The 24294-nt window shown below is 71.9% G+C and carries 15 protein-coding genes; 4 read left to right on the forward strand and 11 right to left on the reverse strand.

Going from position 1 to position 24294, the window contains the following annotated elements; translation table 11 throughout:
• From QQA02_RS05300 to QQA02_RS05315, 4 genes are read left to right on the forward strand one after another with little or no spacing between them, the layout of a single operon-like run.
• On the forward strand, window positions 1-675 hold the full coding sequence (locus QQA02_RS05300; protein WP_284863512.1) for an NYN domain-containing protein: 675 nt from the start codon (window positions 1-3) through the stop codon (window positions 673-675).
• 15 nt (window positions 676-690) lie between these two features.
• Window positions 691-3057 carry an MMPL family transporter gene (locus QQA02_RS05305; RefSeq protein WP_284863513.1) on the forward strand — a complete coding sequence of 789 codons (2367 nt, stop codon included), beginning with the start codon at window positions 691-693 and terminating at the stop codon, window positions 3055-3057.
• 3 nt (window positions 3058-3060) lie between these two features.
• Entirely contained in the window at window positions 3061-4077 is a 1017-nt protein-coding gene (locus QQA02_RS05310) for a lysylphosphatidylglycerol synthase transmembrane domain-containing protein (protein ID WP_284863516.1), read from the forward strand.
• A gap of 46 nt (window positions 4078-4123) precedes the next feature.
• Window positions 4124-4501, forward strand: coding sequence for a DUF3054 domain-containing protein (locus tag QQA02_RS05315; RefSeq protein WP_284773660.1), 378 nt, complete (start codon window positions 4124-4126; stop codon window positions 4499-4501).
• Window positions 4502-4829: 328 nt separating this feature from the next.
• Here the strand turns inward: QQA02_RS05315 and QQA02_RS05320 are convergent, their stop codons facing one another.
• From QQA02_RS05320 to QQA02_RS05370, 11 genes are all read right to left on the reverse strand, one after another.
• Window positions 4830-6374, reverse strand: coding sequence for an acyl-CoA carboxylase subunit beta (locus QQA02_RS05320; protein ID WP_284773727.1), 1545 nt, complete (start codon window positions 6372-6374; stop codon window positions 4830-4832).
• 56 nt (window positions 6375-6430) lie between these two features.
• Entirely contained in the window at window positions 6431-11437 is a 5007-nt protein-coding gene (gene pks13 / locus QQA02_RS05325; RefSeq protein ID WP_423777749.1) for a polyketide synthase Pks13, read from the reverse strand.
• Between the two features lie 189 nt (window positions 11438-11626).
• Complete coding sequence (locus QQA02_RS05330) at window positions 11627-13480, reverse strand: FadD32-like long-chain-fatty-acid--AMP ligase (protein ID WP_284773658.1); 1854 nt, start codon at window positions 13478-13480, stop codon at window positions 11627-11629.
• Window positions 13481-13667: 187 nt separating this feature from the next.
• Window positions 13668-14597 carry a cutinase family protein gene (locus QQA02_RS05335; RefSeq protein WP_284773657.1) on the reverse strand — a complete coding sequence of 310 codons (930 nt, stop codon included), beginning with the start codon at window positions 14595-14597 and terminating at the stop codon, window positions 13668-13670.
• 3 nt (window positions 14598-14600) lie between these two features.
• Window positions 14601-15122 carry a DUF732 domain-containing protein gene (locus QQA02_RS05340; protein WP_284773656.1) on the reverse strand — a complete coding sequence of 174 codons (522 nt, stop codon included), beginning with the start codon at window positions 15120-15122 and terminating at the stop codon, window positions 14601-14603.
• A gap of 3 nt (window positions 15123-15125) precedes the next feature.
• Window positions 15126-17045 (reverse strand): alpha/beta hydrolase-fold protein, encoded by a 1920-nt coding sequence (locus tag QQA02_RS05345; RefSeq protein ID WP_284773655.1) that lies wholly within the window; start codon window positions 17043-17045, stop codon window positions 15126-15128.
• A 324-nt stretch (window positions 17046-17369) separates the two neighbouring features.
• On the reverse strand, window positions 17370-18398 hold the full coding sequence (locus QQA02_RS05350; protein ID WP_284773654.1) for an alpha/beta hydrolase: 1029 nt from the start codon (window positions 18396-18398) through the stop codon (window positions 17370-17372).
• 299 nt (window positions 18399-18697) lie between these two features.
• On the reverse strand, window positions 18698-20620 hold the full coding sequence (locus QQA02_RS05355) for an arabinofuranosyltransferase AftB family protein (RefSeq protein WP_502870978.1): 1923 nt from the start codon (window positions 20618-20620) through the stop codon (window positions 18698-18700).
• Between the two features lie 80 nt (window positions 20621-20700).
• The gene (locus QQA02_RS05360) at window positions 20701-21684 is read right to left on the reverse strand and encodes a decaprenyl-phosphate phosphoribosyltransferase (RefSeq protein WP_284773652.1); all 984 of its coding nucleotides are present in this window, start codon (window positions 21682-21684) and stop codon (window positions 20701-20703) included.
• Window positions 21681-22229, reverse strand: coding sequence for a phosphatase PAP2 family protein (locus QQA02_RS05365; protein ID WP_423777748.1), 549 nt, complete (start codon window positions 22227-22229; stop codon window positions 21681-21683). Before QQA02_RS05365 ends, QQA02_RS05360 begins: the two co-directional genes overlap by 4 nt.
• Window positions 22226-24157, reverse strand: coding sequence for a glycosyltransferase (locus QQA02_RS05370; protein ID WP_284773725.1), 1932 nt, complete (start codon window positions 24155-24157; stop codon window positions 22226-22228). The genes QQA02_RS05365 and QQA02_RS05370 overlap by 4 nt, the downstream gene beginning before the upstream one ends.
• Window positions 24158-24294 lie beyond the last annotated feature (137 nt).

The following is a 24294-nucleotide window of genomic DNA, read 5'->3' on the forward strand; positions in this document are numbered from 1 at the left end:
ATGAACGCAGGCACCCACGAGCACGCCACCGTCCACCCCTACCGTGAGGGCGCCGAGCCCGGACCGGACGGGCTGCTGCTGGTCTGGGACGCGCCGAACCTCGACATGGGCCTCGGCGCGATCCTGGGCGGGCGGCCCACCTCGGTGCACCGGCCGCGCTTCGACGCCGTCGGCCGCTGGCTCGTCGCGCGTGCGGCGCGCCTCGGCGAGGAGACCGGCCGCCAGGTCCTGCCGGAGGCCACCGTGTTCACCAACGTCACCCCGGGCGCGGCGGAGAACGTCCGCCCCTGGGTCGAGGCGCTGCGCAACATCGGCTTCGCCGTCTTCGCCAAGCCGAAGACCACCGACGACTCCGACGTCGACCCCGACATGCTCGCCCACATCCGACGCCGCCACGCCGAGGGCACGCTGCGCGGGCTCGTCGTCGCCTCCGCCGACGGGCAGAACTTCCGCGGGCTCATCGACGAGCTGACCGACGAGGGCCTGCCCGTCACCGTCCTCGGCTTCCACGAGCACGCCTCCTGGGCCGTGCACGCGGAGAACTTCGACTTCGTCGACCTCGAGGACATCGACGGCGTCTTCCGCGAGCCGCTGCCACGCGTCAACCTGGACAACCTGCCCGAGGGCGGCGCCTGGCTGCAGCCGTTCCGTCCGCTCACCGCTCTCACCGACTAGACCCGGGAGGACACCATGTTCCACGCCTGGGGGCGTTTCGCCTACCGCCACCGTCGCCTCGTCCCGGTGGTCGTCGTCGCGCTCATCGCGCTGCTCTACCTGACCTTCGGCATGCGCCTGGACGACCGGCTCAGCCAGGAGGGCTGGGAGGACCCGGGCGCCGACTCGACCGTCGGCGCGCAGATCGAGCAGGAGACCTTCGGCCGCGACAACAGCGGCGACGTCATCCTGCTCTACTCGGCGGACCCGGGCGTGCTCTCCCGCGAGGACACCAGCTCCGAGATCGCGGGGCAGATCGAGCGGCTCAAGTCCGAGCACCCTGACCAGATCGAGTCGGTGACCAGCTACTTCGACGGCCACAACCGGCAGCTGATCGACGAGGACGGCACCGCCGCCTTCGCCGCGGTCTCGCTGCGCGGCGACGGCGAGCAGACGCTCAAGGACTTCCGCGCGGTCGAGGACGACCTGCGCGGCCAGGACCTGCCTGAGGGCGTCGAGCTGCAGGTCGCGGGTGCCACCGCCGTGGCCGACTCGCTGGACGAGGGCATGGCCGCCGACGTCCAGCGCGCCGAGCTGGTCGCCCTGCCGGTGGTGGGCATCCTGCTCATCCTCGTCTTCGGCTCCGTGGTCGCCGCCGCGATGCCGCTGATCGTCGGCGTGCTCTCCATCCTCGGCTCGCTCGGCGTGCTCTCCGCGCTCGCCGGGGTCGCCCAGGTCAACGTCTTCGCCCAGTCCGTGGTCACCCTGCTGGGCCTGGGACTCGCCATCGACTACGGGCTGTTCATGGTCTCCCGCTTCCGCGAGGAGCTGGACAAGGGCCGGCCGGTGCCGCAGGCGGTGGCCACCACCACCGCCACCGCCGGGCAGACCGTGGTCTTCTCCGCGGGCATGGTCGCCGTGGCCCTGTCCGGCCTGATGGTCTTCCCGCAGGCGTTCCTGAAGTCCGTGGCCTACGGCGCGATCTCCGCGGTCGGCCTGGCCGCCCTGCTCTCGGTGACCGTGCTGCCGGCGATCTTCGGCATGATCGGCACCAACATCGACCGCTGGTCGGTGCGGTGCACCGCGCGCACGGCCCGCCGCCTCGAGGACACGATCTGGTGGCGCCTGCCCGCCTGGGCGATGCGCCACGCCAAGGCCGTCACCGTCGGCGTCGCGGGCGTGCTCGTCGCGCTGGCGATCCCGGTCGTGGGCATCACCTTCGGCGGCATCAACGAGACCTACCTGCCGCCGGACAACGACACGCGCACCGCGCAGGCCGCCTTCGACGAGGAGTTCCCGCAGTTCCGCACCGAGCCGGTCAAGCTCGTGGTCACCGGCGCGGACAACCGGCAGCTCGCCGAGGTCTACCGCCAGGCGGCGGCCGTGCCGAACCTGACCGGGCGCTTCTCCGCCTCGCCGACCGAGGACGGCACCACCGTGCTCTCCGCCGGCGTGACCGACCGCGCCCACAACGAGCAGGTGGTCGACGAGCTGCGCGCCATCGAGGCGCCCGAGGGCGTGGACGTCTACGTCGCCGGCACCCCGGCGATGGAGATCGAGTCCATCGAGGCGCTCTTCGACAAACTGCCCTGGATGGCGCTCTACATCGTCGCGGCGACCTTCCTGCTCATGGCGCTGGTCTTCGGCTCGCTGATCCTGCCGGCGAAGGCCGTGATCATGACTCTGCTGGGCCTGGGCGCGACCCTCGGCGTGCTGACGCTGATGTTCGTTGACGGCCTCGGCGGCGGGCTGTTCAACTTCACCCCGGGCCCGCTGATGAGCCCGGTACTGGTGCTGATCATCGCCATCGTCTACGGCCTGTCCACCGACTACGAGGTCTTCCTCGTCTCCCGCATGGTCGAGGCCAGACACCGCGGCGAGACGACCGACACCTCGATCAAGTTCGGCACCGCCCACACCGGCTCCATCATCACCGCCGCCGCGCTGATCATGATTGTCGTCGCCGGCGCCTTCGGCTTCTCCGAGATCGTGATGATGAAGTACATCGCCTTCGGCATGATCGCCGCGCTGCTGCTCGACGCCACCGTCATCCGCATGATGCTCGTGCCCGCCGTGATGCACCTGCTGCGCGAGGACAACTGGTGGGCGCCCGGGTGGGTGCGCGCCGTCTACCGCCGCATGGGCCACGGCGAGGCCGTCGCCTCCGAGCGCGCCGTCGCGCGTGAGACTGACGTGGCGCGTGACAGTGACGGTGAGATTGACGACGCCGCGGTGCTTGACGACGCCGCGCCCGTCGCCGCCGGCGGTGAGCTCGCCGTCTCCGCTGCCGTGCCGCGCGACTCCCACGAGGCCGCCCGCGGCGGGCGCACCACCGACCAGGACTCGAGCCTGGTGCCCTTCGACGAGCTGATGCGCCGCCTCGGCAAAGAGGACCGGGACTAGGGCGTGACCTCGGAGCGCAATCCGCTGCGGCTGTGGCGCAACCCGTGGGTGCGCGTGGGCGTCGTCGCGGTGCTGCTGGCCGCCCTGGCGTGGGTGCTGCACGAGAACACCGACGTGATCGACAAGGGCGTGCACCACGTGCGCGAGGCCGACGGTCGCTGGATCGCCCTCGGCGTGCTCGCCCTGGCCGGCGCCATGTTCGCGCAGGCGGAGATGATGGTCGTCCTGCTGCGCGGCGCCGGGGTGCGCGTGGGCCGGTGGGCGGCGAACATGCTGGGCCTGGCGGCCAACGCGTGGTCGGCCTCCCTGCCGGGCGGGCCGGCCGTCTCGGCGACGATGATCTTCCTGCGTCAGAAGGCCTGGGGTGCCGGTTCCGTGGTCGCCGCCTGGTACCTGGTCATCTCCGGGGTGCTCGCCGGTGCGGGCATGGCCGTGCTCGGCCTGTGCGCGGTGCTCTTCCTCGACGCCTCGATCAACCCGCTGACGCTGATCAGCTCGATTCTGGTGCTCGTGGCGCTGGTCGCCGCCTTCCGGTGGCTCGGCCGCAACCCGCAGACCGTGCAGCGCTGGGTCGAGGCGGTGCTGCGCCGCTTCAACCGGCTCACCCGCGCGCCCGAGGACCGCTGGGTGGACAAGTTCCGCGAGCTCGTCGACGAGCTCGGTGCGGTCGACGTGCCGCCGCGCATGCTGGGGCTGGCGCTGTTCTGGGCGATCGCGAACTGGTGCCTCGAGATCGCCTGCCTCTACGCCTGCCTGATCTCGGTGGGCGTCGAGCCGACGCTCTCCGGCACGGTGCTGGCCTTCCTGTTGGCCAAGCTCGTCGGCCAGGCGCAGATCACCCCGGGCGGGCTGGGGCCGGTCGACGTGGCGATGGTCTCGCTGCTCGTCCCGCTGGCCCAGATCCCCTCGGCCGCGGCGGTCGGCGGTGTCTTCGTCTTCCGCGCGGTCAGCTTCGTCGGCCTGGCCGCCGTGGGCTGGCTCGTCTTCTTCGTCCAGTGGCTGCTGGGCCGCCGCGACTGAGCTACCGGACTTCCCGCGCGCGCCGCGGTGGGCCACAATGGAAGGCATGCAGAAGAAGCTGAACCTCCCCGCCATGGCCGGGGACATCGTCGCGATCGGGGTCTTCGCGCTCCTGGCGCGCATCGCCCACCAGTCAGAGGACATGCCGCTGAACTTCGCCGGCTGGCTGTCCACCCTGTGGCCCTTCGCCCTCGGCGTCGTGCTCGGCTGGGGCGTGGCCGCCCTGACCGGCCGCGACGGCCGGCGCGTGCGCTCCGGCGGCCTGATGGTCTGGCTGATCACCGTGGTGTGCGGCCTGACCATCTGGGGTGTGAAGCACGGCGCGGTGCCGCACTGGTCCTTCATGATCGTCGCGGGCACCATGTCCGCGCTGCTCATGCTCGGCTGGCGCGGGGTCGCCTCCGTGGTCGAGTCGCGCCGCTAGGCACGGAAAAACCCGGCCCGCGCGGGGGCGCGGACCGGGTCATCGGGGGTTCAAGCTCAGCTGACCAGGTGGATGAGCTGGTTGAAGATCATGACGACGTAGTTGACGAGATCGCCGACGATGTCGATGGCGCTGCTGATCACGGGGAGCCTCCTCGGGTAAACGGGGTGTTGCTTGGTTGGCGGGACCGGGCCGGGCTCTCGCGAGCCCCGCCCTCCGGAGCGGCGCGGACCCGCGCCACAGATGGTCAATCGTATCCGTTACGTGCGGCGTTACCCAAGCGGCGCGGCGGGCGGCCGCCGGGGTGACCGCCTGGGCCGCCGGACGGTCACAGCGGCGAGATCGTGTGCTTCTTCGGCAGGTCGCGGGTGTCCTTGTCCGCGAGCTGGCGCAGCGCCCGGCGCAGGGCGATGCGGGTCTCGTGCGGCTGGATCATCGCGTCGAGGAAGCCGCGCTCGGCGGCGACGTAGGGGCTGGTCATGTTCTGGTCGTAGAAGTCCATGAACATCTTCTTCATCGCCTCGCGCTGCTCCGGCGGGGCCGCGGCGATGCGCTTGCCCTGGATCATCACGGCGGCGGCCGCCGAGCCCATCACGGCGATCTGCGCGGTCGGCCAGGCCAGGTTGATGTCGCCGGTGAGGTTCTTCGAGCCCATCACCGCGTACGCGCCGCCGTAGGCCTTGCGCACGATCAGCGCGACCTTGGGCACGGTCGCCTCGACGACGGCGAAGGCGAGCTTCGCGCCGCGGTGGATCAGGCCGGCTTCCTCCTGGGCCACGCCCGGCAGGTAGCCGGGGGTGTCCACGACGAAGATCAGCGGGATGTTGTAGGCGTCGCAGATGCGGATGAAGCGCGCGCCCTTGTCCGCGGCGTCGGCGTCGATGCAGCCGGCGTACTGCAGCGGCTGGTTGGCAACGAAGCCGACGGTGCGGCCGTCGACGCGCCCCAGCGCGCAGATCAGGTTCTGGGCGTAGCCCTCCTGGATCTCGATCAGCTCGTCGTCGTCGCCGAGCTGGGCGAGCAGCTCCATCATGTCGTAGCCGGCGTTCGTGTCGTCCGGCATGAACGAGTCGAGCTCCACGGCGTCGGCGATCTCCTCGTCGGAGGACGCCGGCAGCACGGGCGGGTCGTCGAAGCAGGTCGAGGGCAGGTGCGCGAGCAGGTCGCGGACCATCTCGAGGGCGTCCTCCTCGCTCTCGGCGACGAGCGAGACGTTGCCGTTCTGCTCCTGGCGCCGCGCGCCGCCGAGCTCGGCCGAGGAGATCGACTCGCCGGTGACCTCCTTGATGACGGCCGGGCCGGTGACGTACATCTCGGTCTCGCCGTCGACGGCGATGACGAAGTCGGTGGTCACCGGGGCGTAGACGGCGCCGCCGGCGCACTTGCCCAGCATCACGGAGATCTGCGGGCTGCGCCCGGACAGCGGCAGCTGACGCCGCGCGATCTCCGAGTACATCGCCAGCGAGGTCACCGCGTCCTGGATGCGCGCGCCGCCGGAGTCCTGGATGCCGATGACCGGGCAGCCGATCTTGATGGCCATGTCCATGACCTCGACGACCTTGCGGCCGAAGGTCACACCCACCGAGCCGCCGTAGACGGTCTTGTCGTGGGCGTAGACGACCACGGGGCGCCCGTCGACGCGGGCGAAGCCGGTGACCACGCCGTCGGAGTAGTAGGCGTCCGCCACGCCCGGGGTCTTGGCCAGGGCACCGATCTCGGTGAAGGAGCCCTCGTCGACGAGCGCGGCGATGCGCTGGCGCGGGGTGGTGCGCCCGGCGTCGTCACGCTTCTTGCGGGAACGCTCGCTGCCCGGGTCCTGCGCCCGGGCCAGGCGGGCCTCCAGGTCGGCGATCTTGCCGGCCGTGGTGCTCAGGTCGGGTTCCGGGGCCTCGGCGGCCCCCGCCTTCGCGGTGGACTCTGCGGACTCTGTCACGCGCGATCACTCGATTCCGTCGTGTCGTTGTCGTTCTTCGCGGCGGCCGCGGCGGCCTTCGCGGCCTCCGCCTCCGTCGGCAGGTTCGGGGCCGCGCCCTGCTCGACGCGGCGCACGCGCCCGGTCAGGTCGGCACCCACGGTGGCGATCTCCGGCTCGTCGACCACGCCGAGGTGGTCGCCGTGCAGCTGGACGATCGCGAGGTCGTCGACGATGGCGGCCCAGCCGCCGTCCGGGTTGATGCGGGCGTAGGCCGGCTCGAGCTCGATGGCGCCGTCGTGCATGCGCTCGGCGCGGTAGAGCACCACGGGCACCGTGACGTCCGCCCACACGCTCAGGTCGAGGCGGTCGAGGATGCGGTTGTCCGCGAAGCTGGCGCGCTGGTGCTCGAGCACACCGGCGGCCAGGCTGTGCTCGGCCGGGTCGGCCTGGGCGAGGTACTGGCCGAGCATGCCCAACACGGCGTCCTCGCCGGCGGTCTCGAGCAGCTCGGTGGGCACCGGGAAGTCCAGGCCGTAGGTCTTCTTGGCGAAGGCGGCGTAGCGGCCCCAGCGGGCCTTGGTCTCCTCGAGGGTGTCCGGGGCCGGCTCGGCGGGCTGCACGGTGTCGAGCAGCGCAATGAGCGCGACCTCGACGTCGGAGTCCTTGAGCTGGTGGGCGACCTCGTAGGCCAGCGCCCCGCCGAAGGACCAGCCGCCGAGGACGATCGGGCGGCCGTCGGCGATGCGGCGGATGTCGTCGAGGTAGGCCGTCGCGCGCTCGGCGAGCGGGCCCTCGAGGCGCTCGATGCCGTAGACGGGCACGTCCTCGGGCAGGCGGCGGGTCAGCGGCTGGTAGACCGCCGAGTTGCCGCCGGCCGGGTGGAACATGACCACCGCGGGTGCCTCGGAGCCCTCAGGGCGCTCGCGCAGCACGCGGACGTTGCCGTCGACCGGGCTCTCCAGCCCGGCGCGCACGAGGTCGGCCAACCCGGCCACGCTCTCGGCGGCGGTGACGTCCGCCGCCGAGACCTCGATGCCGGAGCGCTCGGTGAGTCGCTCGGCGATCTTGGCCGCGGTGTCCGCGTCGATCGCGGGCAGCGGGTGGGTCACGCCGGCAACGGCGGCGCCGGTCATGCCGGCCCAGGTGCCGAAGGCCATGCGCTCGGCAGCGTCGCGCGGGGCGACGGCGGCGATCGCCTCGGCCTTGGTGCCGGCCCCGGCGGTGTCCGCGTCGGCGGCCGCGGCGTCGGCGGTCTCCTCGGCGTCAGAGCCCTCGGAGTCCTGCGATTCAGCGTCGGCGTCGGACGCAGCTGCCTCCGGTTCGGCGGCGTTCCCGTCCTCAGGCGCAGCGGCGCCAGCCGCTGTGCCCTGCGCGACGAGGTCCTCGACCATCGTGATCACGTCGGCGACGGAGGCGTCGCGCAGCGCCTGGACCTGCAGCGGCGGGATCTGGAAGTCGTTCTCCACGCGATTCTTGATGCGCATGCCCATCAGGGAGTCGAGGCCGAGGTCGATCAGCGGCAGCTCGACGGGCAGGTCGTCGACGTCGTAGCCCATCGACTCGGAGACGATGGCGCGCAGGCGCTGCTCGACGGTCTCGCCGCTCTCGGGGTCCCAGCGCGCGGCCGCCGGTGCCGCGGTCGGGTCCACGACGGGCTCGTCGGCGGCCGGGGCGGCGACGGGTGCGACGCCCAGGTTGGACTGCGCGACGTCGGAAATCCCGCCCAGCCCGGCAGCCAGGGCGAAGCCCTCCGCCACACGGTGCGTGACACCCGCCTCGGAGACGGCGTGCACCTCGACGTTGAGCCCGCCGAGCGATCGGGTGACCACGGTGGTCACCTCGCCGGCCGCGGGCAGGGAGCCGGGCTCCTCGCTGGCGACCAGGCGCGCCTCGGGGTCGACGGCGGCAGCCGCGGACTCCAGCAGCGCGACGGTGCTGGGCACCTCGGCGGCGTCGGCGGCGAAGGCCACCGTGCCACCGGGCAGGGTCACGCGGTTGCCGGGCAGTCCGGCGCGCGAGCCGGCCGAGGGGCGCGCGGCCGTCCAGAAGTGCTGCGGCTTGAAGGGGGTGCCCGGTGCCGCGGCGATCTCGCCGGAGCCGTGCAGGCCCAGCAGGTCGACCGGGGCGCCGGCGACGTACATCTCGGCGAGCAGGTCGCGCATCGAATGGGCGGTGGGCACCTTGCGCTTGAGCGCGAAGAGCAGCTTGGCGTCGCCGCGGCCCACGGAGAAGGCCGTCTTCATCAGGCCCATGATCGCCACCGGGTTCGGGGCGATCTCCACCATGGTGGAGTGGCCGCGCTCGAAGGCGAGGCGGGTGGCGTCCTCGAACCAGACGGAGTGGCGGGTGCAGCGCAGGAAGTACTCGGCGTCGTGCGGGGCCTCGCCGGGCTCGTAGACGCGGCCGCGGTCCACCGAGGAGAACAGCGGCACGGTGATCGGGCGGCCGGTGACGCCCAGGATCTCGGCCTCGAGCTCGCCCATGATCGGCTCGAGCATGCTGGTGTGGCCCGCACCCTTGACCTTCAGCGCGCGGGCGAACTTGCCCTCCTCCTCGAGGACGGCGACCAGGTCGAGCACGGCCTGGCGCGGCCCGCCGACGGTGAGCATGCCCGGGGCGGTGTAGACGGCCGGCTCCACGCCGGCGAGGCGCTCGTCGGCGGCCTGGCGCTCCTCAAGCTGCTCGGCGGACAGCTCCACGACGGCCATCGCGCCCAGCTGGTCCTCGCTGAGCGTGCGCTCGCCCTCGCCCATCAGGCGGGCGCGGTGGCAGGCCATGAGCATCGCGTCGTGGGCGTCGACGCCGCCGCAGGCGTAAGCCGCGGCGAACTCGCCCATCGACATGCCCATCACGGCGGCCGGGCGCACGCCGAGCTCGACGAGCAGGTCGGTCAGCGCGATCTGGATGGCGGTGATGGTCACCTGGGCGGTCTCGAGGTCGTAGGTCCGCCCGTCGTCCTCGATGATCTCGCACATGGACCAGCCGGACTCGAAGCGCACGGTCTCGTCGAGCTCGTCGATGCGGTCGGCGAACAGCGGCGAGAGGGCGCACAGTTCCTTGGCCATCTTGCGGTGCTGGGAACCGAAGCCGGAATAGACGAAGACGGGGCCGGTGCTCGCCGGGGCGTCGGCGGCGCGGATGCCCACGGAGACCACGCCGTCGGCGACCTTGCGCAGGCGGTTGACGGCGGTCTCGACGTCATCGGCGGCCACGATCGCGCGCGAGCGGCCGTGGTTGTGGCCGGCCAGGGCGCGCTCGAGGGCGACCAGGTCGGTGCCCGGGTTCGCCTCGAGGTGGTCGGCCAGGGCGGCCGCGGCGGCCTTGCGGCGCGAGGGCACCAGGCCGGAGACCGGCAGCAGGACGGTGGGGTCCTCCGGGTCCGCCAACTGGGCGGTGTGCCCGCCGGCCTGAAGGCTCGGGTAGTCGGCCGGGTCCCACTCGGCGACGACGACGTGGGCGTTGGTGCCGCCGAAGCCGAAGCCGGAGACGCCGGCGAGCATGTGCCCGGAGTAGGCGGGCCACTCGCGCGGGTCCTCGACGACCTCGAGGTGCTCGGCGTCGAAGTCGATGAAGTGGTTCGGCGCGGAGAAGTTCAGCGAGGGTGGCAGGGTGCGGTTCTGCATGGCCAGCACGACCTTGATCAGCCCGGCCGAGCCCGCGGCGGACTCGGTGTGGCCGAAGTTGGTCTTCGCCGAGCCGAGCAGCAGCGGGTCGAAGGGCTCACGGCCGGCGCCGAGGACCGCACCCAGGGCGGTGGCCTCGATCGGGTCTCCGAGGATGGTGCCGGTGCCGTGGGCCTCGACGTAGTCGACGGTGGCCGGGTCCACCCCGGCGTCGGCGTAGGCGCGGCGCAGCACGTCGACCTGCGCGTCCGGGTTCGGGGCGGTCAGCCCGTTGGAGTGGCCGTCGGAGTTGACGGCCGAGCCCTTGATCACGGCGAGGATCTCGTCGCCGTCGGCCACGGCGTCGGCCACGCGCTTGAGCACGAGCACGCCGGCGCCGTCGCCGCGCACGAAGCCGTCGGCGTCGTCGGAGAAGGCGTGGATGCCGCCGGTCGGGCTGATCACGCCGAGCTCGGCGAAGGCGGTGGACACGAACGGGGCGGCCATGATGTTCACGCCGCCGCCCAGTGCCACGTCGGCCTCGCCGGAGCGCAGCGCCTTGACGGCGTCGTGCACGGCGACCAGGGAGGACGAGCAGGCGGTGTCGACGCTGACCGAGGGCCCGCGGAAGTCGAAGGCGTAGGAGACGCGGTTCGGGATCACGGAGCTGGAGGTGCCCGTGAGCGCGTAGGGGTGGGCCTCGGCCGGGTCGGCGGTGATGAGCATGCCGTAGTCGTTGTTCGACGAGCCGTAGAAGACGCCGACGGGCTTGCCGCGCAGCTCGTTGGCCGGCAGGTGGGCGTCCTCGAGGGCGCGCCACGTCAGCTCGAGCATGATGCGCTGCTGCGGGTCCATGTTCGTCGCCTCGAGCGGGGAGAGGCCGAAGAACTCGGCGTCGAAGGACGCGATGTCGTCGAAGTAGCCGCCGGCCATGTTCAGCTCGGCGAGCTTGCGGCTGACGGTCTCGTCGCCGGCGTACTCCGACCAGCGCCCGGCGGGCGGCTCGGTGGAGGTGCCGGAGCGCCCGGAGACCAGCAGGTCCCACATCTCGTCTGTGTCGTTGGCGCCCGGGAATCGGGCGGCCATGCCGACGACGGCGATGTCGTGGTGCTCCGGAAGGGAGCTTGCCGACGCCGTGGTGCCCGGCGCGGGCGCGCCCGGCACCGTGGGGCGCGGGGCGGCGGAGCCGCCGTTGACGACGTGGCGGGTCAGGGCCGCGATGGTGGGGAACTCGTAGGCGACGGTCGCGTCCAGCCGGGTGCCGGTGAGTTTCTCCAGCTGTCCGGACAGGACGACGACGTCTCGGGAGGACAGCCCGAGGTTCTCCAGGGGCTTGTCGTCGCCGATCTCCTCGGGTGCCAGGCCGGTCTGATCGGCGACCCAGCCGCGCAGCCAGTCCTGCATCTCCTCGACCGTCATTGCGGCTCCGCCTCGGGCGTCATCCATTGAGCGGGTGTCCTCCGTGTCCGTCGTGTGTTGCGGGGTGGCCCGTGGGCCACGTCCTGATGTTGATGGTACTAACCCCCGTTATCGCGCGGGCGCCCGGCGGCCGTGACATTTTGGAGGTCACGGGGCCGGGCGCCGGTGCGGTCGCGGTGGGGAATCTGCTCAGCCGCGCTCCGCGAGATAGCGCTTGGCCGCCACGCGGCGGGCGATCTTGGCCGAGGAGCTGCGGGCGATGGTGCCCGGGTCCTGGACGCGCACCTCGGTGGGGGCCACGCCGTGGGTGTGGCTGACCGCGGCGCGGATGGCGTCGACGGCGGCGGCGTCACCGGCCGGGTCGGCGTCGTCGGCGCGCTCGGCGAGCACGATGAGCTCCTCGACGTCGTCGCCGGGCACCGAGAAGGCCGCCACGGCGTCGGAGTTGACCTGGTCGGTGGCCGCGCCGACGGTGTACTCGATGTCCTGCGGGTAGTGGTTGCGGCCGGCGACGACGATGAGGTCCTTCAGGCGGCCGGTGATGTAGACCTCGCCGTCGACGATGGCGCCGAGGTCGCCGGTGGCCATCCAGCCCTCGTCGGGGGCGTCGGCGGCGTGGCCGCCCTCGTCGATGCGGCCGGCCAGGGTGTTGTTGAAGGTCGCGGCGGTGTCCTCGGGGCGGTCGAGGTAACCGGCGGCGGCGTTCTCGCCGTGGGTCCACAGCTCGCCGATGGTGCCGTCGACGACCTCGGTGCGCGTCTCCGGGTCCACGATGACCAGGCGCTGCGGCTCGACGACCTGGCCGTTGGAGATGAAGGTCACACCGTTCTCCGCGTCACGGTCGACGAACTCGACGCGGCCCTCGCCCAGGGCGTCGCGGTCGAAGCGGGAGATCACGGGGCGCTCCGGGTTCTGCGGGGTGGTCACCAGCAGCGAGGCCTCGGCCAGGCCGTAGGAGGGACGCAGCACGCTGCGCTCCAGGCCGTAGGGGGTGAAGGCCTCGATGAAGGACTCGATGGAGCGCTCGGTGACCGGCTCGGAGCCGACGATGATGCCGTCGAGCGCGCTCAGATCGAGCGACTCGCCCTCGGCGGGCATGCCGTAGCGCACGGCCAGCTCCAGGGCGAAGTTCGGGACCACGGTGTAGACGTTGACGTCGCCGTCCTCGCCCTCGGTGCGGTCGAGCTGGCGGATCCAGCGGGCGGGGCGCTGGATGAAGTCGCGCGGGGCCATGATCTCGTTCTGCAGACCGAGGATGGTCACGAACGCGGCCAGGATGATGCCCATGTCGTGGTGCAGCGGGATCCAGGCGACCAGGCGCAGCGGGGTCTTCAGCTGGGCGGCGCGGAAGATCTGCAGCACGTTGGTCAAGATCGAGCGGTTGGTCAGCTGCACGCCGGCCGGGGTGCGCGTCGAGCCGGAGGTGTACTGCAGGAAGGCGGGCAGGTCGACCGGGGCGGCCGGCGGCTCGATGCCCGCCGCGGCGACGAGCTCAGCGGGGTTCTTCCAGGCCTCGGCGAGCGAGTCCGGCAGGGCGTCGACGGCGATGATGCGCGGGCGCTCGGGGCCGGGGCGGTCGGCGAAGTAGGCGCGCACGGCGCGCGCGGAGGCCGAGTTGGTCAGCACGACCGAGGGCTTCGAGTCGTCGAAGACGGCGCGCAGGTGCTCGGCGTGGCCCGGCTCGTTGGGGTCGTAGAGCGGCACGGGGATCAGGCCCGCGTAGAGGGCGCCCATGAAGGAGAAGATGTACTCCGGGGAGTTGCCGGCCAGGATGGCCACGCGTTCGCCGGGGCGGCCGACCTGCTGGAGGCGCCCGGCCACGGCCTTGATGCGGGTGTTGACGTGGGTGCGGGTGTATTCGGTGGCGGTGCCCTCGAGGCTCTCGGAGAAGTCCCAGGCGCGCAGGACCACGCGGTCCCCTCCCCCGGCCGCGACGTCGGCCTGGTAGAGCAGCTCGCCGAGCCCGGCCAGCGTCAGCTGGGGGACGAGGGTGATCTCGCCCTTCTCGTTGAAGAACCGGCCCATGGCCGCGGTCAGATCCATCGCTTCTCCTTTTGGGCGCGTCGCCGAGCCCCTCGGTCGTTGTCGGGGTCCACGGGGCACATCGTGCCCCTCGGCCGATTTATTACTTTGACGAAGAAAATAGCATGAGGCCCACCACCGCGTCCGGGAACCGGGACACCCGGCACGTTCCGCGCCGGGCCCGGGTCAGTGCTTCAGCGGGGCCGGGTCACTGGTCGATGAGGCCCTGCGCCCAACCGATGAGCCACTGGTCGGTGGTGGTGCCGGGCACCACGTGCTCGTTGTAGGCGTAGAGCGCGTGCACACCGTTGGCCTCCACGAGCTCGCGGGCGCGCCCGAGGGCGTTGCCGACGTCGCGCGGGGCGTCGCAGATGCTGTCGTCCGGCGCGCAGATGTCCATGGTGCGGTCGTTGAGCTCGCCGAAGCCGCCGACACGCTCGCCGCGCATCGTCGCCCCCGGCACGATCGGCTGGACCAGCTTGCTCAGCGGCGCGAGCGCCACCTCGGCACCCACGCCGGAGACCTGGGTTCCGGGGACCACGCCCACGCCGGGCACGCGCCGGCCGTCGGCGACGACGGCCGCGCCGCGCACCCGCTCGGCGGGGATGATGCCCTGGCCGGTGCCGATCTCGGCGATGACGTCGCCGACGATCACCGCGCCCTGTGAGAAGCCGGCGAGCACGAAGTCGGTCTGCGGGCACTGGTCGTGGGTGAGCTTGAGCTCGCCCTTGAGCTTGGCCGTGCCCTCCTGACGGGACTGGTCGTAGCTCATCTCGTGGTCGGCGTTGATGTTGCGGAACTGCGCGGTGTACGGCAGCGTCCACACCTTGACCTGGTCCTCGGGGTAGCGCTCCTGCAGGGGCGCGGAGACCTTGAGCATGAAGGACTCCGGGTTGGCCTGCGGGTGGATCGGGTCGTCGTCCGCGGCCGACTCCCAGGTGCCGGGCGCGGAGATGAACTCCACCTCCGGGCACCAGTCGGGCTGGCCGGGGGTCGTCTCGCCGCCGCCGAGCGTGTCCGTGGGCTGGGGGCCGGGTCCCGGCCCCTCTGTCTCACGGGTGTTCTGCCACCGCACCACCCCGGCGCCGATGAGCAGCACCACGGCGATGACGGCGATGACCGTCAGAGTCTTTCTCATGGGTCAGCAGTATTCCGCACGCGCGGTGTCAACCAGTAACTGAGCGGCGTCCTGCTGGCTCAGAGCGGTCTTGCGCTGCTCGACGAGCTGGCCGGCCACGGCCTCGGCCGTCACCCGGCCGCCGTCCTCGTTGTCCTCGGCGCAGACGGTGCGCGCCAGCCCGACGAGCTGGTCGGCGTCGTCGGCGGTGCGGATGCCCTTCTCGTCGAGGACCTTCAGGTAGTCGGCCTCGGCGGGGTCGGCGGCCGGTGCCCCGCTGGGCACCTCGTCGACCTCGCGGGCGCCGAGGTCACCCTCGGACTCGTCGGCGGTGCGGTGGGAGTCGGCCTTCTGCGACGTCGTCTCCGACGTGCTCTCCTTGTCCTTGTCATGCTTGTCGGCCGCGGAGGTCGAGGCCTCCGGGGCACCGGTGGCGTCGGAGTGCTCGACGGTGGCCTCGCCGCCGCAGGCGGCGAGCGTCAGGCAGCCGACGGCGCACAGTGCCGCAAACGTGCGCCGCGCGGGCGTCGTCAATCGAAGGGACACGGGTCAGTCCTCCTTGACCACGCCGTTGGACTGCGAGATCCGGCCGTGCTCGAAGGTGACGGACTCGCCGCCGCCCGGCAGGTTCTGGTGGTCCTCGGTCGGGTAGCCGTACTTGCCCTGCTCCCAGCGGTGCTTGCCCCAGGCGTCGAAGATGCCGCCGTAGCGGATGAAGTGGGCGCCGGTGTTCGGCGACCAGTAGATGTTGCCGTTCTCGAACTCCTGGAAGGCGCCGCCCTGGATGAGCTTCTCGTCGCTGGTGGGGAAGCCCAGCTCGCTGCCCGGGCCGTCCATCTCGCCGTACTTCTCGGCGATCGCGCCGCGCACCCAGTGGTTCTCGCCGGCCTTGTCGCGCACGAGCCAGCCGCCCTGGAAGGCCTGGATGATGCCGCCGTCGCGCTCGAGCGGCTCGCCGGTCGGGTAGCGCAGGTCGCCCTTCTCGTAGCCGGTGGAGCCCCAGTGGCGGAACATGTCGCCCGGGATGGCGTGGGCGCCGGTCTCCGGGGTCCAGTAGATCGAGCCGTGCTCGAAGTGGACGAAGCGGCCGACCCCGTCCGGGGTCTTGAGCTCGCCGGTCTTGGGGAAGCCCAGCCAGGAGTTCGCGCCGCCGAGCTCGGCGTAGCGGGCGTTGATCGCGCCGAAGAGGGCGTGGGCGCCGGTGTCCGGGGACCAGTAGGCGGTGCCGCCGCGGAAGTCCTGGGCCTTGCCGTTCCCACCGGTGTCGTACTCGTTGTTGACGCAGGAGCCGATGACGCCGTTGCTGGTGGCCGCGGCGATGGCGCCGATGGGGGCGCAGTCCGCGCCGCGGCCCTCCTTCGGCACGCCGAGAGTCTCGGCGATGTAGGGCCAGGCCTGGGTCATCTCGAACTGCCAGTACTCCCAGGAGTGCACGCCCGAGGGGCGGAAGTGCACGACCGGCTCCACGCCGGCGGCCTTGACGCGGTTGACGAAGGTCTCGCTGGTCATGCGCGAGATGACCTCGAGGCCCATGCCGGCCAGGTTGCCCTGGGCGCGGCCGAGCTGGTCCTCCTTGCCGCTGCCGGCGGAGACGTAGACGGTCTTGCCCTTCAGGGCCTCGACGCCCAGCTTCGGGTCGTGGTCGATCCAGGCCTGGGAGCCGTCCGGGCCCCACATGGCGGTGGTGTTGTAGCCGCCGGCGTCGGTCTGGGCCGCGCGGATGGCCGTGGGCATGCCCGGGCTGGTGGTGTCCAGGTAGCCGGAGAAGGAGCCGACGAACTTGAACATCTCCGGGTTGCGCTCGGCGAGGTTGACCGCCGCGGTGCCGCCCATGGAGATGCCGACCACGGCGCGCTCGCCGTTGGAGCGGTAGCCGTTGCGCAACACCGGGATCAGCTCGTCCATGAGGAAGGTCTCCCACATGTAGTGCTTGCCGTTGTCCGGCTCCAGCCAGTCGGAGTAGAAGGAGGACTCGCCGCCGACGGGCAGGATGACGTTGACGTTCTTGTCCGCGTAGAACTGCTCGATGTTGGTGTCGATGGTCCAGCCGCTGTGGTCCTCGCGGGCGCGCAGCCCGTCCAGGGCCCAGACCTCCGGGAAGGTGGCCTCGGGGTCGGTGTGCCAGTCGCGGGCCAGCAGCATCTGGACCTGGATCGGCTTGTCCGGCATGGCGGCGGACTTGATGTAGATCGCGATGCGGCGGTTGGTCAGCCAGTCGACGTGGTCGATGGAGACGCCCTCGGGCAGGCCGTCGATCTGCGGGTACTCCGTGCGCACGGGCGAGCGCTCCGGCTCGCCGCCGCTCGGGGCGATGGAGTCGGTCAGGCTGCTGCCGCTGGAGCCGGGCAGCGCCGACTGGGCGCCCGCCGCGGGGGCGAGAGCGGCCGCGGTAGCCAGGCTCACCGGGATGGCGGTGGCGGCGAGGAAGAGGGAACGTCGCCGGGAGGCGCGGTGGAGCATGTCACGCATGAGCTGTCCTTAAAGTGTCTTTCGCTGGTGTCCGCTTGGATGGTCTGCCCCGTGCACGGCGTGCGCGCACGTCGACTCGCGACCCGTGTTGGCGGTGCGGCCCCGGAGGTTCCCCTCCTCCGGGACGTCGCCTGCCCGGATCCGGGAACGCCCGGTCCGCTAGGTCGCCATCAAGTTTAAGTACAACTTGAGAGTTTGGAAAGTGACACGCGGAGGAAACGCACAGAACTTCCGCACACGAAAGGCGCCGCCGCCCCGAGGGGCGACGGCGCCGTGATGCTCCGGCGGGGACCGACTCCGTCGGCCCTCACATCAGAGAGTCAATCAGTGCGCGTTCATGACGTCGAGCACGCGGCCCTTCGTCTTGTGCATCTGGTCGGCGAAGTTGGTCCAGTTGTGCAGGCCGGTCGCCGGGTAGTCCGCGGTGAAGTTGATGCCCTGGGCGCGGGCCTTGGCGTCCCACGCCTGGGTGGACACGCGGGAGGCACCCTCGAGGGCGGCACCGGCGGCCTGGTGCTCCGGCAGGTAGCCGGCGTCCTGCGGGCCGGCGACGCCGCTAGCGGCGGAGATGTAGACGTCCTTGCCGCGCAGGCCCTCCATGTTCAGGAACGGGTCGTTCTCGAAGCGGCGGGGGCTGAGCACGGAGCCGTACATGTTGTTCAGGTTGTACAGGCCGGCGTCGAGCAGCGCGGCGCGCATCATGGTCTGCCAGCCCGGCATCGTGGTGGTCAGGTAGCCGGAGAAGGACATGGCCTGACGGAACTGCTGCGGGTGCTTGGCGGCGGTGGTCAGCGCGGCGGTGCCGCCCATCGACAGACCCAGGACCGAGTTGTTGTCGCGGGCCACGCCGAAGTTGCCCTCGAGGTAGGCCGGCAGCTCGGAGGTCAGGAAGGTCTCCCACTGGTAGTTGACCGGGTTCTCCAGGTCGTAGGTGGCCGGGCCGTTCCAGTCCGCGTAGAAGGAGGCCGCGCCGCCGACCGGCATCACGAGGGTGATGTTGCTGTCCGTGTAGGTGGCGGCGGCGTTGGTGTCCACCAGCCAGGCGTTGGAGACGTCGGTGGCACGCAGGCCGTCGAGCATGTAGAGGCCGGCGTTGCCGCCGCGGCCGGAGGGCTGGATCTGGACGGTGATGTTGCGGCCCATGGCCGGCGACCAGACGTCGCAGCGCTGGACCCAGTAGCCCACGCCGTCCCACTCGCAGGTGCCGGTGGCGTCCGGGCGCAGCCAGTCGCGGTTGCCCTGGGCCTGGGCGACGCCGCCCCCGGCGACCATGAGACCGGCCGCCGTGGCGAGCGCGGCGACGCCGGCGACGGTCTTGCGACCGGCGTGGCGCAGAGTGCTCAGTACAGACATTCTGGGATTCTCCTTGGTTCGGCGATCCGCCCTCGGTCGGCGGCGGGGACCCGACGGGTGTCGGGCGTCCCCCGCTCCATCGGCGGAACTCGGTGCGGTGTTACACGTGGCGTGAAGCCCCCCCCGACAGTCGGGCGTGCCGGAGAGCCGGCGACGGCCGGGGGATTGTTTGGTTGGCAGTATAGGACAGCTCCCAGCACGAGAAAAGTTGAATTTTATCTTCCCGTGACCTTTTCGTGACGTAACCAGGCGCTTATCCGTCGCCGGATGACGCTTTCCGACGCCGCGCGGGGTGCGCTTCAGCGCCCCCAGCGCGCGGCCATGGGGTCACCGTCGGTGTGCGCCTCGACCGGCCAGGCGACCTGCGGCCGCTCCCCCGCGGCGTCGGCGTCAGCGGAGTCGGCGTCGGAACCGGAGCCGTCGAGGTAGGCCCGCGGGTCGGAGTCGAGCTGCAGCGTGCGCCCGTCGGTGAGCGCAAAGCGGATGTTGGCCCGGAAGCGCTGCCAGCTCATCGGCTCGCGGTAGGAGGCCAGCAGCTCGGCGATCCGCGGGTCGCGCAGCGCGCCGCGGGCGGCGCGGGCGGCGCGGATCTCGTCGGCGTCGACGAACTCGGGTAGGCGGTCCAGGTCCGCCGCGCCCTCGGCCAGCTGCCACTCCAGCGGGAGGTTCTTGTCGTGGCCGACGCGCCCGTCGGGGATCTCGGGCTGGCGCGCGGCCAGCGGGGTGGCCAGGCCCACCGTGTCGAGCACGCGCACGTCCAGCGGCGCGTTCATGCTCGTCATGCCCAGGTTGATCAGGTAGACGGTGGGCGGGGTGCCCGCCAGGTCGGCCGGCGTGCCGTCGGAGCCGTCGGTGCGCGGGACGGTGATCCAGGAGTAGCCGCCGGTGGTCTTCTCCAGCGAGATCTGCATGGCCTGCGCGTCCCGGTCGCGACGGGCCTCCTCGACGGCCTCCGGGAAGTTGCGCAGCGAGCCGATGGCCAGGAAGTCCTCGGCCTTGCGCGGCGGGTCGCCCGGCTCGCCGCCGACGACGACGGCCCAAAAGGCGCGCTCGTCGACGATGCCCAGGTCCTCGTGGTCGCCCGGGGCCTCCCAGCGGTGGCCGACGAGCACGACGACCAGCGCCCAGACGGCGAGAGCCGCGCAGGCCAGCCCGGCCACCAGCGCACCGGTGCGGTCCGGGCGGTCGCGGTCGAAGACGGGCACGACGGCCACGGGCAGCAGCGCGGCGAAGAGCGGCAGCAGCCACATCCTGCCGTGCATGAAGTCGCCGCCGACGCGCAACACGTAGACACTGTGCAGCGCCGCACACGCCAGCACCACGCCGACGGCCACGGCCGGGCGGCGCGCCCCCGCGCGCCGCGCCCACGCCGCGCGGATGCCGCGCACGGGGACCGACGCGGCGTCGTCAATCTCACGCCGGCTGCGCGCACGCACCGCGAGCCAGGCACCGAGGGCGACGAGCACCAGCGTCGGCAGCCACGTCTGGTAGGCGGCGATGAAGTCGCGGGCGTAGTTGAGACCGGAGGCCCAGTCGGAGCCCGAGGCGCTCTTTGCCACGGCCGTGTGCGGGGTGAGCAGGCCGTAGTAGCCCATGCGGAAGATCTGGTAGGCCGCCGGCAGCGGCAGCCCGCAGGCCAGCACGGGCAGCGCGCGGCGCCAGGTGCCGGCGGTGACCAGGAGCATCAGGCCGACCACGCCGCCGTAGAGGGCGAGCTCGGGGCGCACCAGCCAGCTCAGCCCCGCCCAGCAGGCGAGGACCCCGACCAGGCCCGCCGAGGCGGTCGCGCGGGTGGCCCAGCGCGCCAGCAGCCACCACAGCACGCCGAGCCAGGCCAGCGAGAGGCCCCACTCGAGCCCGGAGGTGGCGAAGTCACGCGCCGGCGGCAGCGCGAGGTAGACCACCAGACCCGCGGGCACAAGCACGAGGTTCACCCGGCCCGTGCCGGGGCCGCGGTGCATCCGGGCGGCGCCCAGGGCGGCGGCGAGGACGCCGAGGACCGTCAGCGCCAGCGCGAGGACGGTGGCGACGCGCTCGAGGCGCCAGTCGGTGAGCTCGGCGCCGGCCCAGATGAGGTACTGCCACAGCGCCGAGGTGTTGGTCTCCACCCGCTCGCCGGCGTTGAAGACCGGGCCGTTGCCGGCCATGAGGTTGCGCACGGTGCGCAGGACGATGAGGCCGTCGTCGCTCATCCAGCGCCGGGCGTACCCGCCCCAGAACATCAGCACGGCGGCGAGCACGCCGGAGGCGGTCGCCGTCGCGGCGGTCAGGGAGACCGCGGTGTTCCGGGCCTGGCGGTGCGTCACAGCGCCGGCACGAGGTAGACGGCAACGGCCATGCACGCGATCCAGGCCAGGGCCAGGATCTGCAGCACGCGGTCGGTCAGCGCCAGCTCGTCGGGCGCGCCGCCGTCGCCGCGGTCGACGTCCGCGGCGTAACGCAGGATCGCGATGGTGAACGGCACCATCGAGACCTGGTACCAGATGGCGGCGGCCCCGGAGGCCTGCTCGGCCATCTCGAAGCCCCACAGCGAGTAGGCGATGACCACCGCGGTGGCGGCCAGCGTCCACACGAAACGCAGGTAGGTTGGGGTGTAGCCCTGCAGGGCCTTGCGAATCTTGGCGCCGGTGTGCTCGGAGAGCAGAAGCTCGGAGTAGCGCTTGCCCGAGGCCATGAACAGCGAACCGAAAGCCATGACCAGCAGGAACCACTGCGACAGCGAGATCCCGGCGGCCACGCCACCGGCCATCGCGCGCAGCATGAACCCGGAGGAGACCAGTGCGATGTCGATGACGGGCTGGTGCTTCCAGCCGAAGCAGTAGCCCAGCTGCAGGCCGATGTAGACGGCCACGACCAGTGCCAGCTGCGCGCCCGCGGTGGCGAGGAAGGACAAGCCCACCGCGCCGACGATCAGCGTGACGGCCATGGCGTAGGCCAAGCCGACCGGCAGCACGCCGGCGGCGATCGGGCGGAAGCGCTTGGTCGGGTGCGCCCGGTCAGCCTCGACGTCGCGGGCGTCGTTGATCAGGTAGATGGACGAGGCCGCCAGGCAGAAGACGACGAAGGCCAGGGCGACGTCCGCGATGGTGCGCGGGTCGGTCAGGGCGTCCGCGCCGGCGGCCGCGGGGGCGGCGACGACGAGGACGTTCTTGACCCACTGCTTCGGGCGCAGCGCCTTGACCATGCCCTCGGCGAGGTTGCGCGGGGGCCGGCGCTTCTTCTTGGTGTCGACGCCCTCGGTGTGGGGCTCGGAGTCGAAGATCCGCTGCTCTGGCTGATGTGTCACCTTGTCCGTGCCTTCCTGTCGGCTTGTGCGTCGACGGCGCTGACCGCCTTGGCGGTCGCCGCCCCGATCGCGGCCCCGACGGCCGTGTCGACGAGGAAGTGCACGCCGAGCACCATGCGCGAGACCATCATCACGGGCACGCCGAGAAGCGGCAACCGGTTGCCGGTCAGCTCGGCCACGGAGACGAGTGCCGCGGTGGTCGAGGTGGCGTGCGAGGAGGGGAACGACAGTTTAGAGGGGGTGCCCACGCCAACGGAAATCCGCGGGTCGTCCGGACGCGGCCGGCGCACGACGCGCTTGAGCACCACGCTGGCGGCGTGCGCGAGGAAGGCCGAGACCCCGACGCGCACCCAGGCGCGGCGGCGCAGCCCGTCCAGGGCGGCGCCAGCGGCGGACAGCCCCATCCAGCCCAGGGCGTGCTCGCCGAAGTGGGAGAGCCCGCGGGCGGCGGGCAGCACACCGGGGACGTCGGCCACGGCGCCCTGGAGGGCGACCAGGACGTCGCTCTCGCGGGCGCGCAGCTTCTTCAGGTCGATCAGGCTCACCGGAAGATCCTCCCCCAGGCGGTGCGGCTGGTCAGCTCGGGCGCGGCGGCGCGGTACTCGGCGCGCAGGCGGTCGAAGTTCTCGCGCAGCTCCTTGTGCAGCGCGAAGGTCTCCTTGACCAGCTTCTTGGCCAGGTCGCGGTCGCGCTTGCGAAAGACGACGTTCTTACCGTCGGCGGTGGTCACGGTGGCGCCGTCGATGCGCGAGAGGGAGAACCAGCGGGCCTCGTCCTTGGCGAGGTTGAGCTGGGGCACCTCGTGGGCGGCCGGGTCGGCCCGCTTGAGCGAGTGGGCCACGCCCTTGATCAGCCACGGGATCTTCTTGATCTTGGCCAGGCGCCCGCCGATGTTCTGCGTGGGCACGCCGGGCGCGCCGGTGGCGCGCGGCAGGGCCGCCGCACCGGGCAGCTTCTGGGCGTCCGGGTACTCCGAGCGGATCTTGTTGATCCGCGGCAGGGAGGACTCGAGGATGTCGAAGAGCCGGTCCGGGCCGGCGAGGAAGTCGCGCATGGCCTCCAGCTGGACGGCCAGCGTCGAGTACTCCAGGCACATCGCGTGCTTGAAGGTGGTCTTGCGCAGCGAGCGGATGATGCCGTCGACAGGACCGTCGTGGTGCAGGGCGGCGACGATCAGGCGGTTGCGCAGGTGGAAGTAGGCCTGCCAGTCGATCGCGTCGTCCTTGTCGGCCCAGGACATGTGCCAGATGGCCACGCCGGGCCAGGTGGCGGTCTCGAAGCCGCGCTGGGCGGCGCGCAGGGAGTACTCGGTGTCGTCCCACTTGATGAACAGCGGCAGCGGCTGGCCGGTGGTCTCCGCGACGACGCGCGGGAACAGGCACATCCACCAGCCGTTGTAGTCGACCTCGATGCGGCGGTGCAGGTCGCGCGAGTTGGGCACCTCGGGGCGGTCGCCCGGCTCACCGAGGTCGTTCATCGGGTTGCGCGAGAAGTCGTGGTCGTAGTGGACGTGCGGGGCCGGGCCCCACATGAAGTCGCCGCGGTTGACCACCTCGCCCATGGTGCGCAGCTCGGCGCGGTTGAGCAGGTTGAGCATCTGCCCGCCGATGATGGTCGGGCGCGCGGAGTAGCGGGCGACCTGGACGGCGCGCAGGATCGAGTCCGGCTCGATGGCGATGTCGTCGTCCATGTAGAGGATGTAGGGGCTGCCATGGTCAGCCTCGCCCTCACCGTCGACGCCGCCGAGGGCCTCGAACATGATGCGCGAGTAGCCGCCGGAGCCGCCGAGGTTGCCCTGGCGGAACTCGTGGAAGCGCTCGCCGAAGCGGGCGGTGATCTCGGCGTAGCCGGGCTCGTCGGCCGGGTGGCGGTCGCCCTGGTCGGGCATGAGCACCGCGTCGATGATCTCGTCGACCTCGGGGTCGGCGGCCAGGGCCTCGAGGGCGGCCACCGCGTCGGTCGGGCGGTTGAAGGTCGGGATGCCGACGGTCACGCGGCACTCGAAGGGGCCGACCTGGGTGCCGTCGGGCATGGTCTGCGGGCCGGGGGCGGCCGGGGCGTACCAGCCGCCGTCGGAGAGGGTGACCTCCGTCTCGGCGGTGACGTCGAACCAGTACCAGCCGCCGTCCTCGAAGGGGGCGAGCGAGAGCTCGAAGGCGGCGGTGCCGTCGGTGACCACGGCGGCGTCGACGGCGATGCGCCCGCCGTCGGGACGCGAGCGGTAGACGTCGATGCGCGCGGTGCCGGCGACCTCGACCTTGAGGATGACACTGTCGAGCTGGGAGTAGCGGCGCCAGTAGGAGGCCGGGAAGGCGTTGAAGTAGGTCTCGAAGCTGAGCTCGTCGCCGGCCGGGACGGTCACGGAGAGGCGGTCGGGGAAGCGCACGCGTCCGCCCGAGGAGTCGGTCTCCATCAGGTAGAGGGTGCGCACGTCGCCGGGCTCGCCGAGGCGCGGCAGCAGGAGACGCTGCAGCTTCTCGACGGCGCGGCCGGCGGCCTGGGCCGCGGCCTCGGTGGCGCGGTCGGCCGGCTGCGGGGTGCTGGACGCGGATTCGCTCACGGTGCTCAGTCTCGCCTTTCGGGTCGGGGGATCGGCGGGCGCGGGCGGGA

The organism is Corynebacterium sp. MSK006, from assembly GCF_030232385.1.
Lineage (GTDB): Bacteria > Actinomycetota > Actinomycetes > Mycobacteriales > Mycobacteriaceae > Corynebacterium > Corynebacterium frankenforstense_A.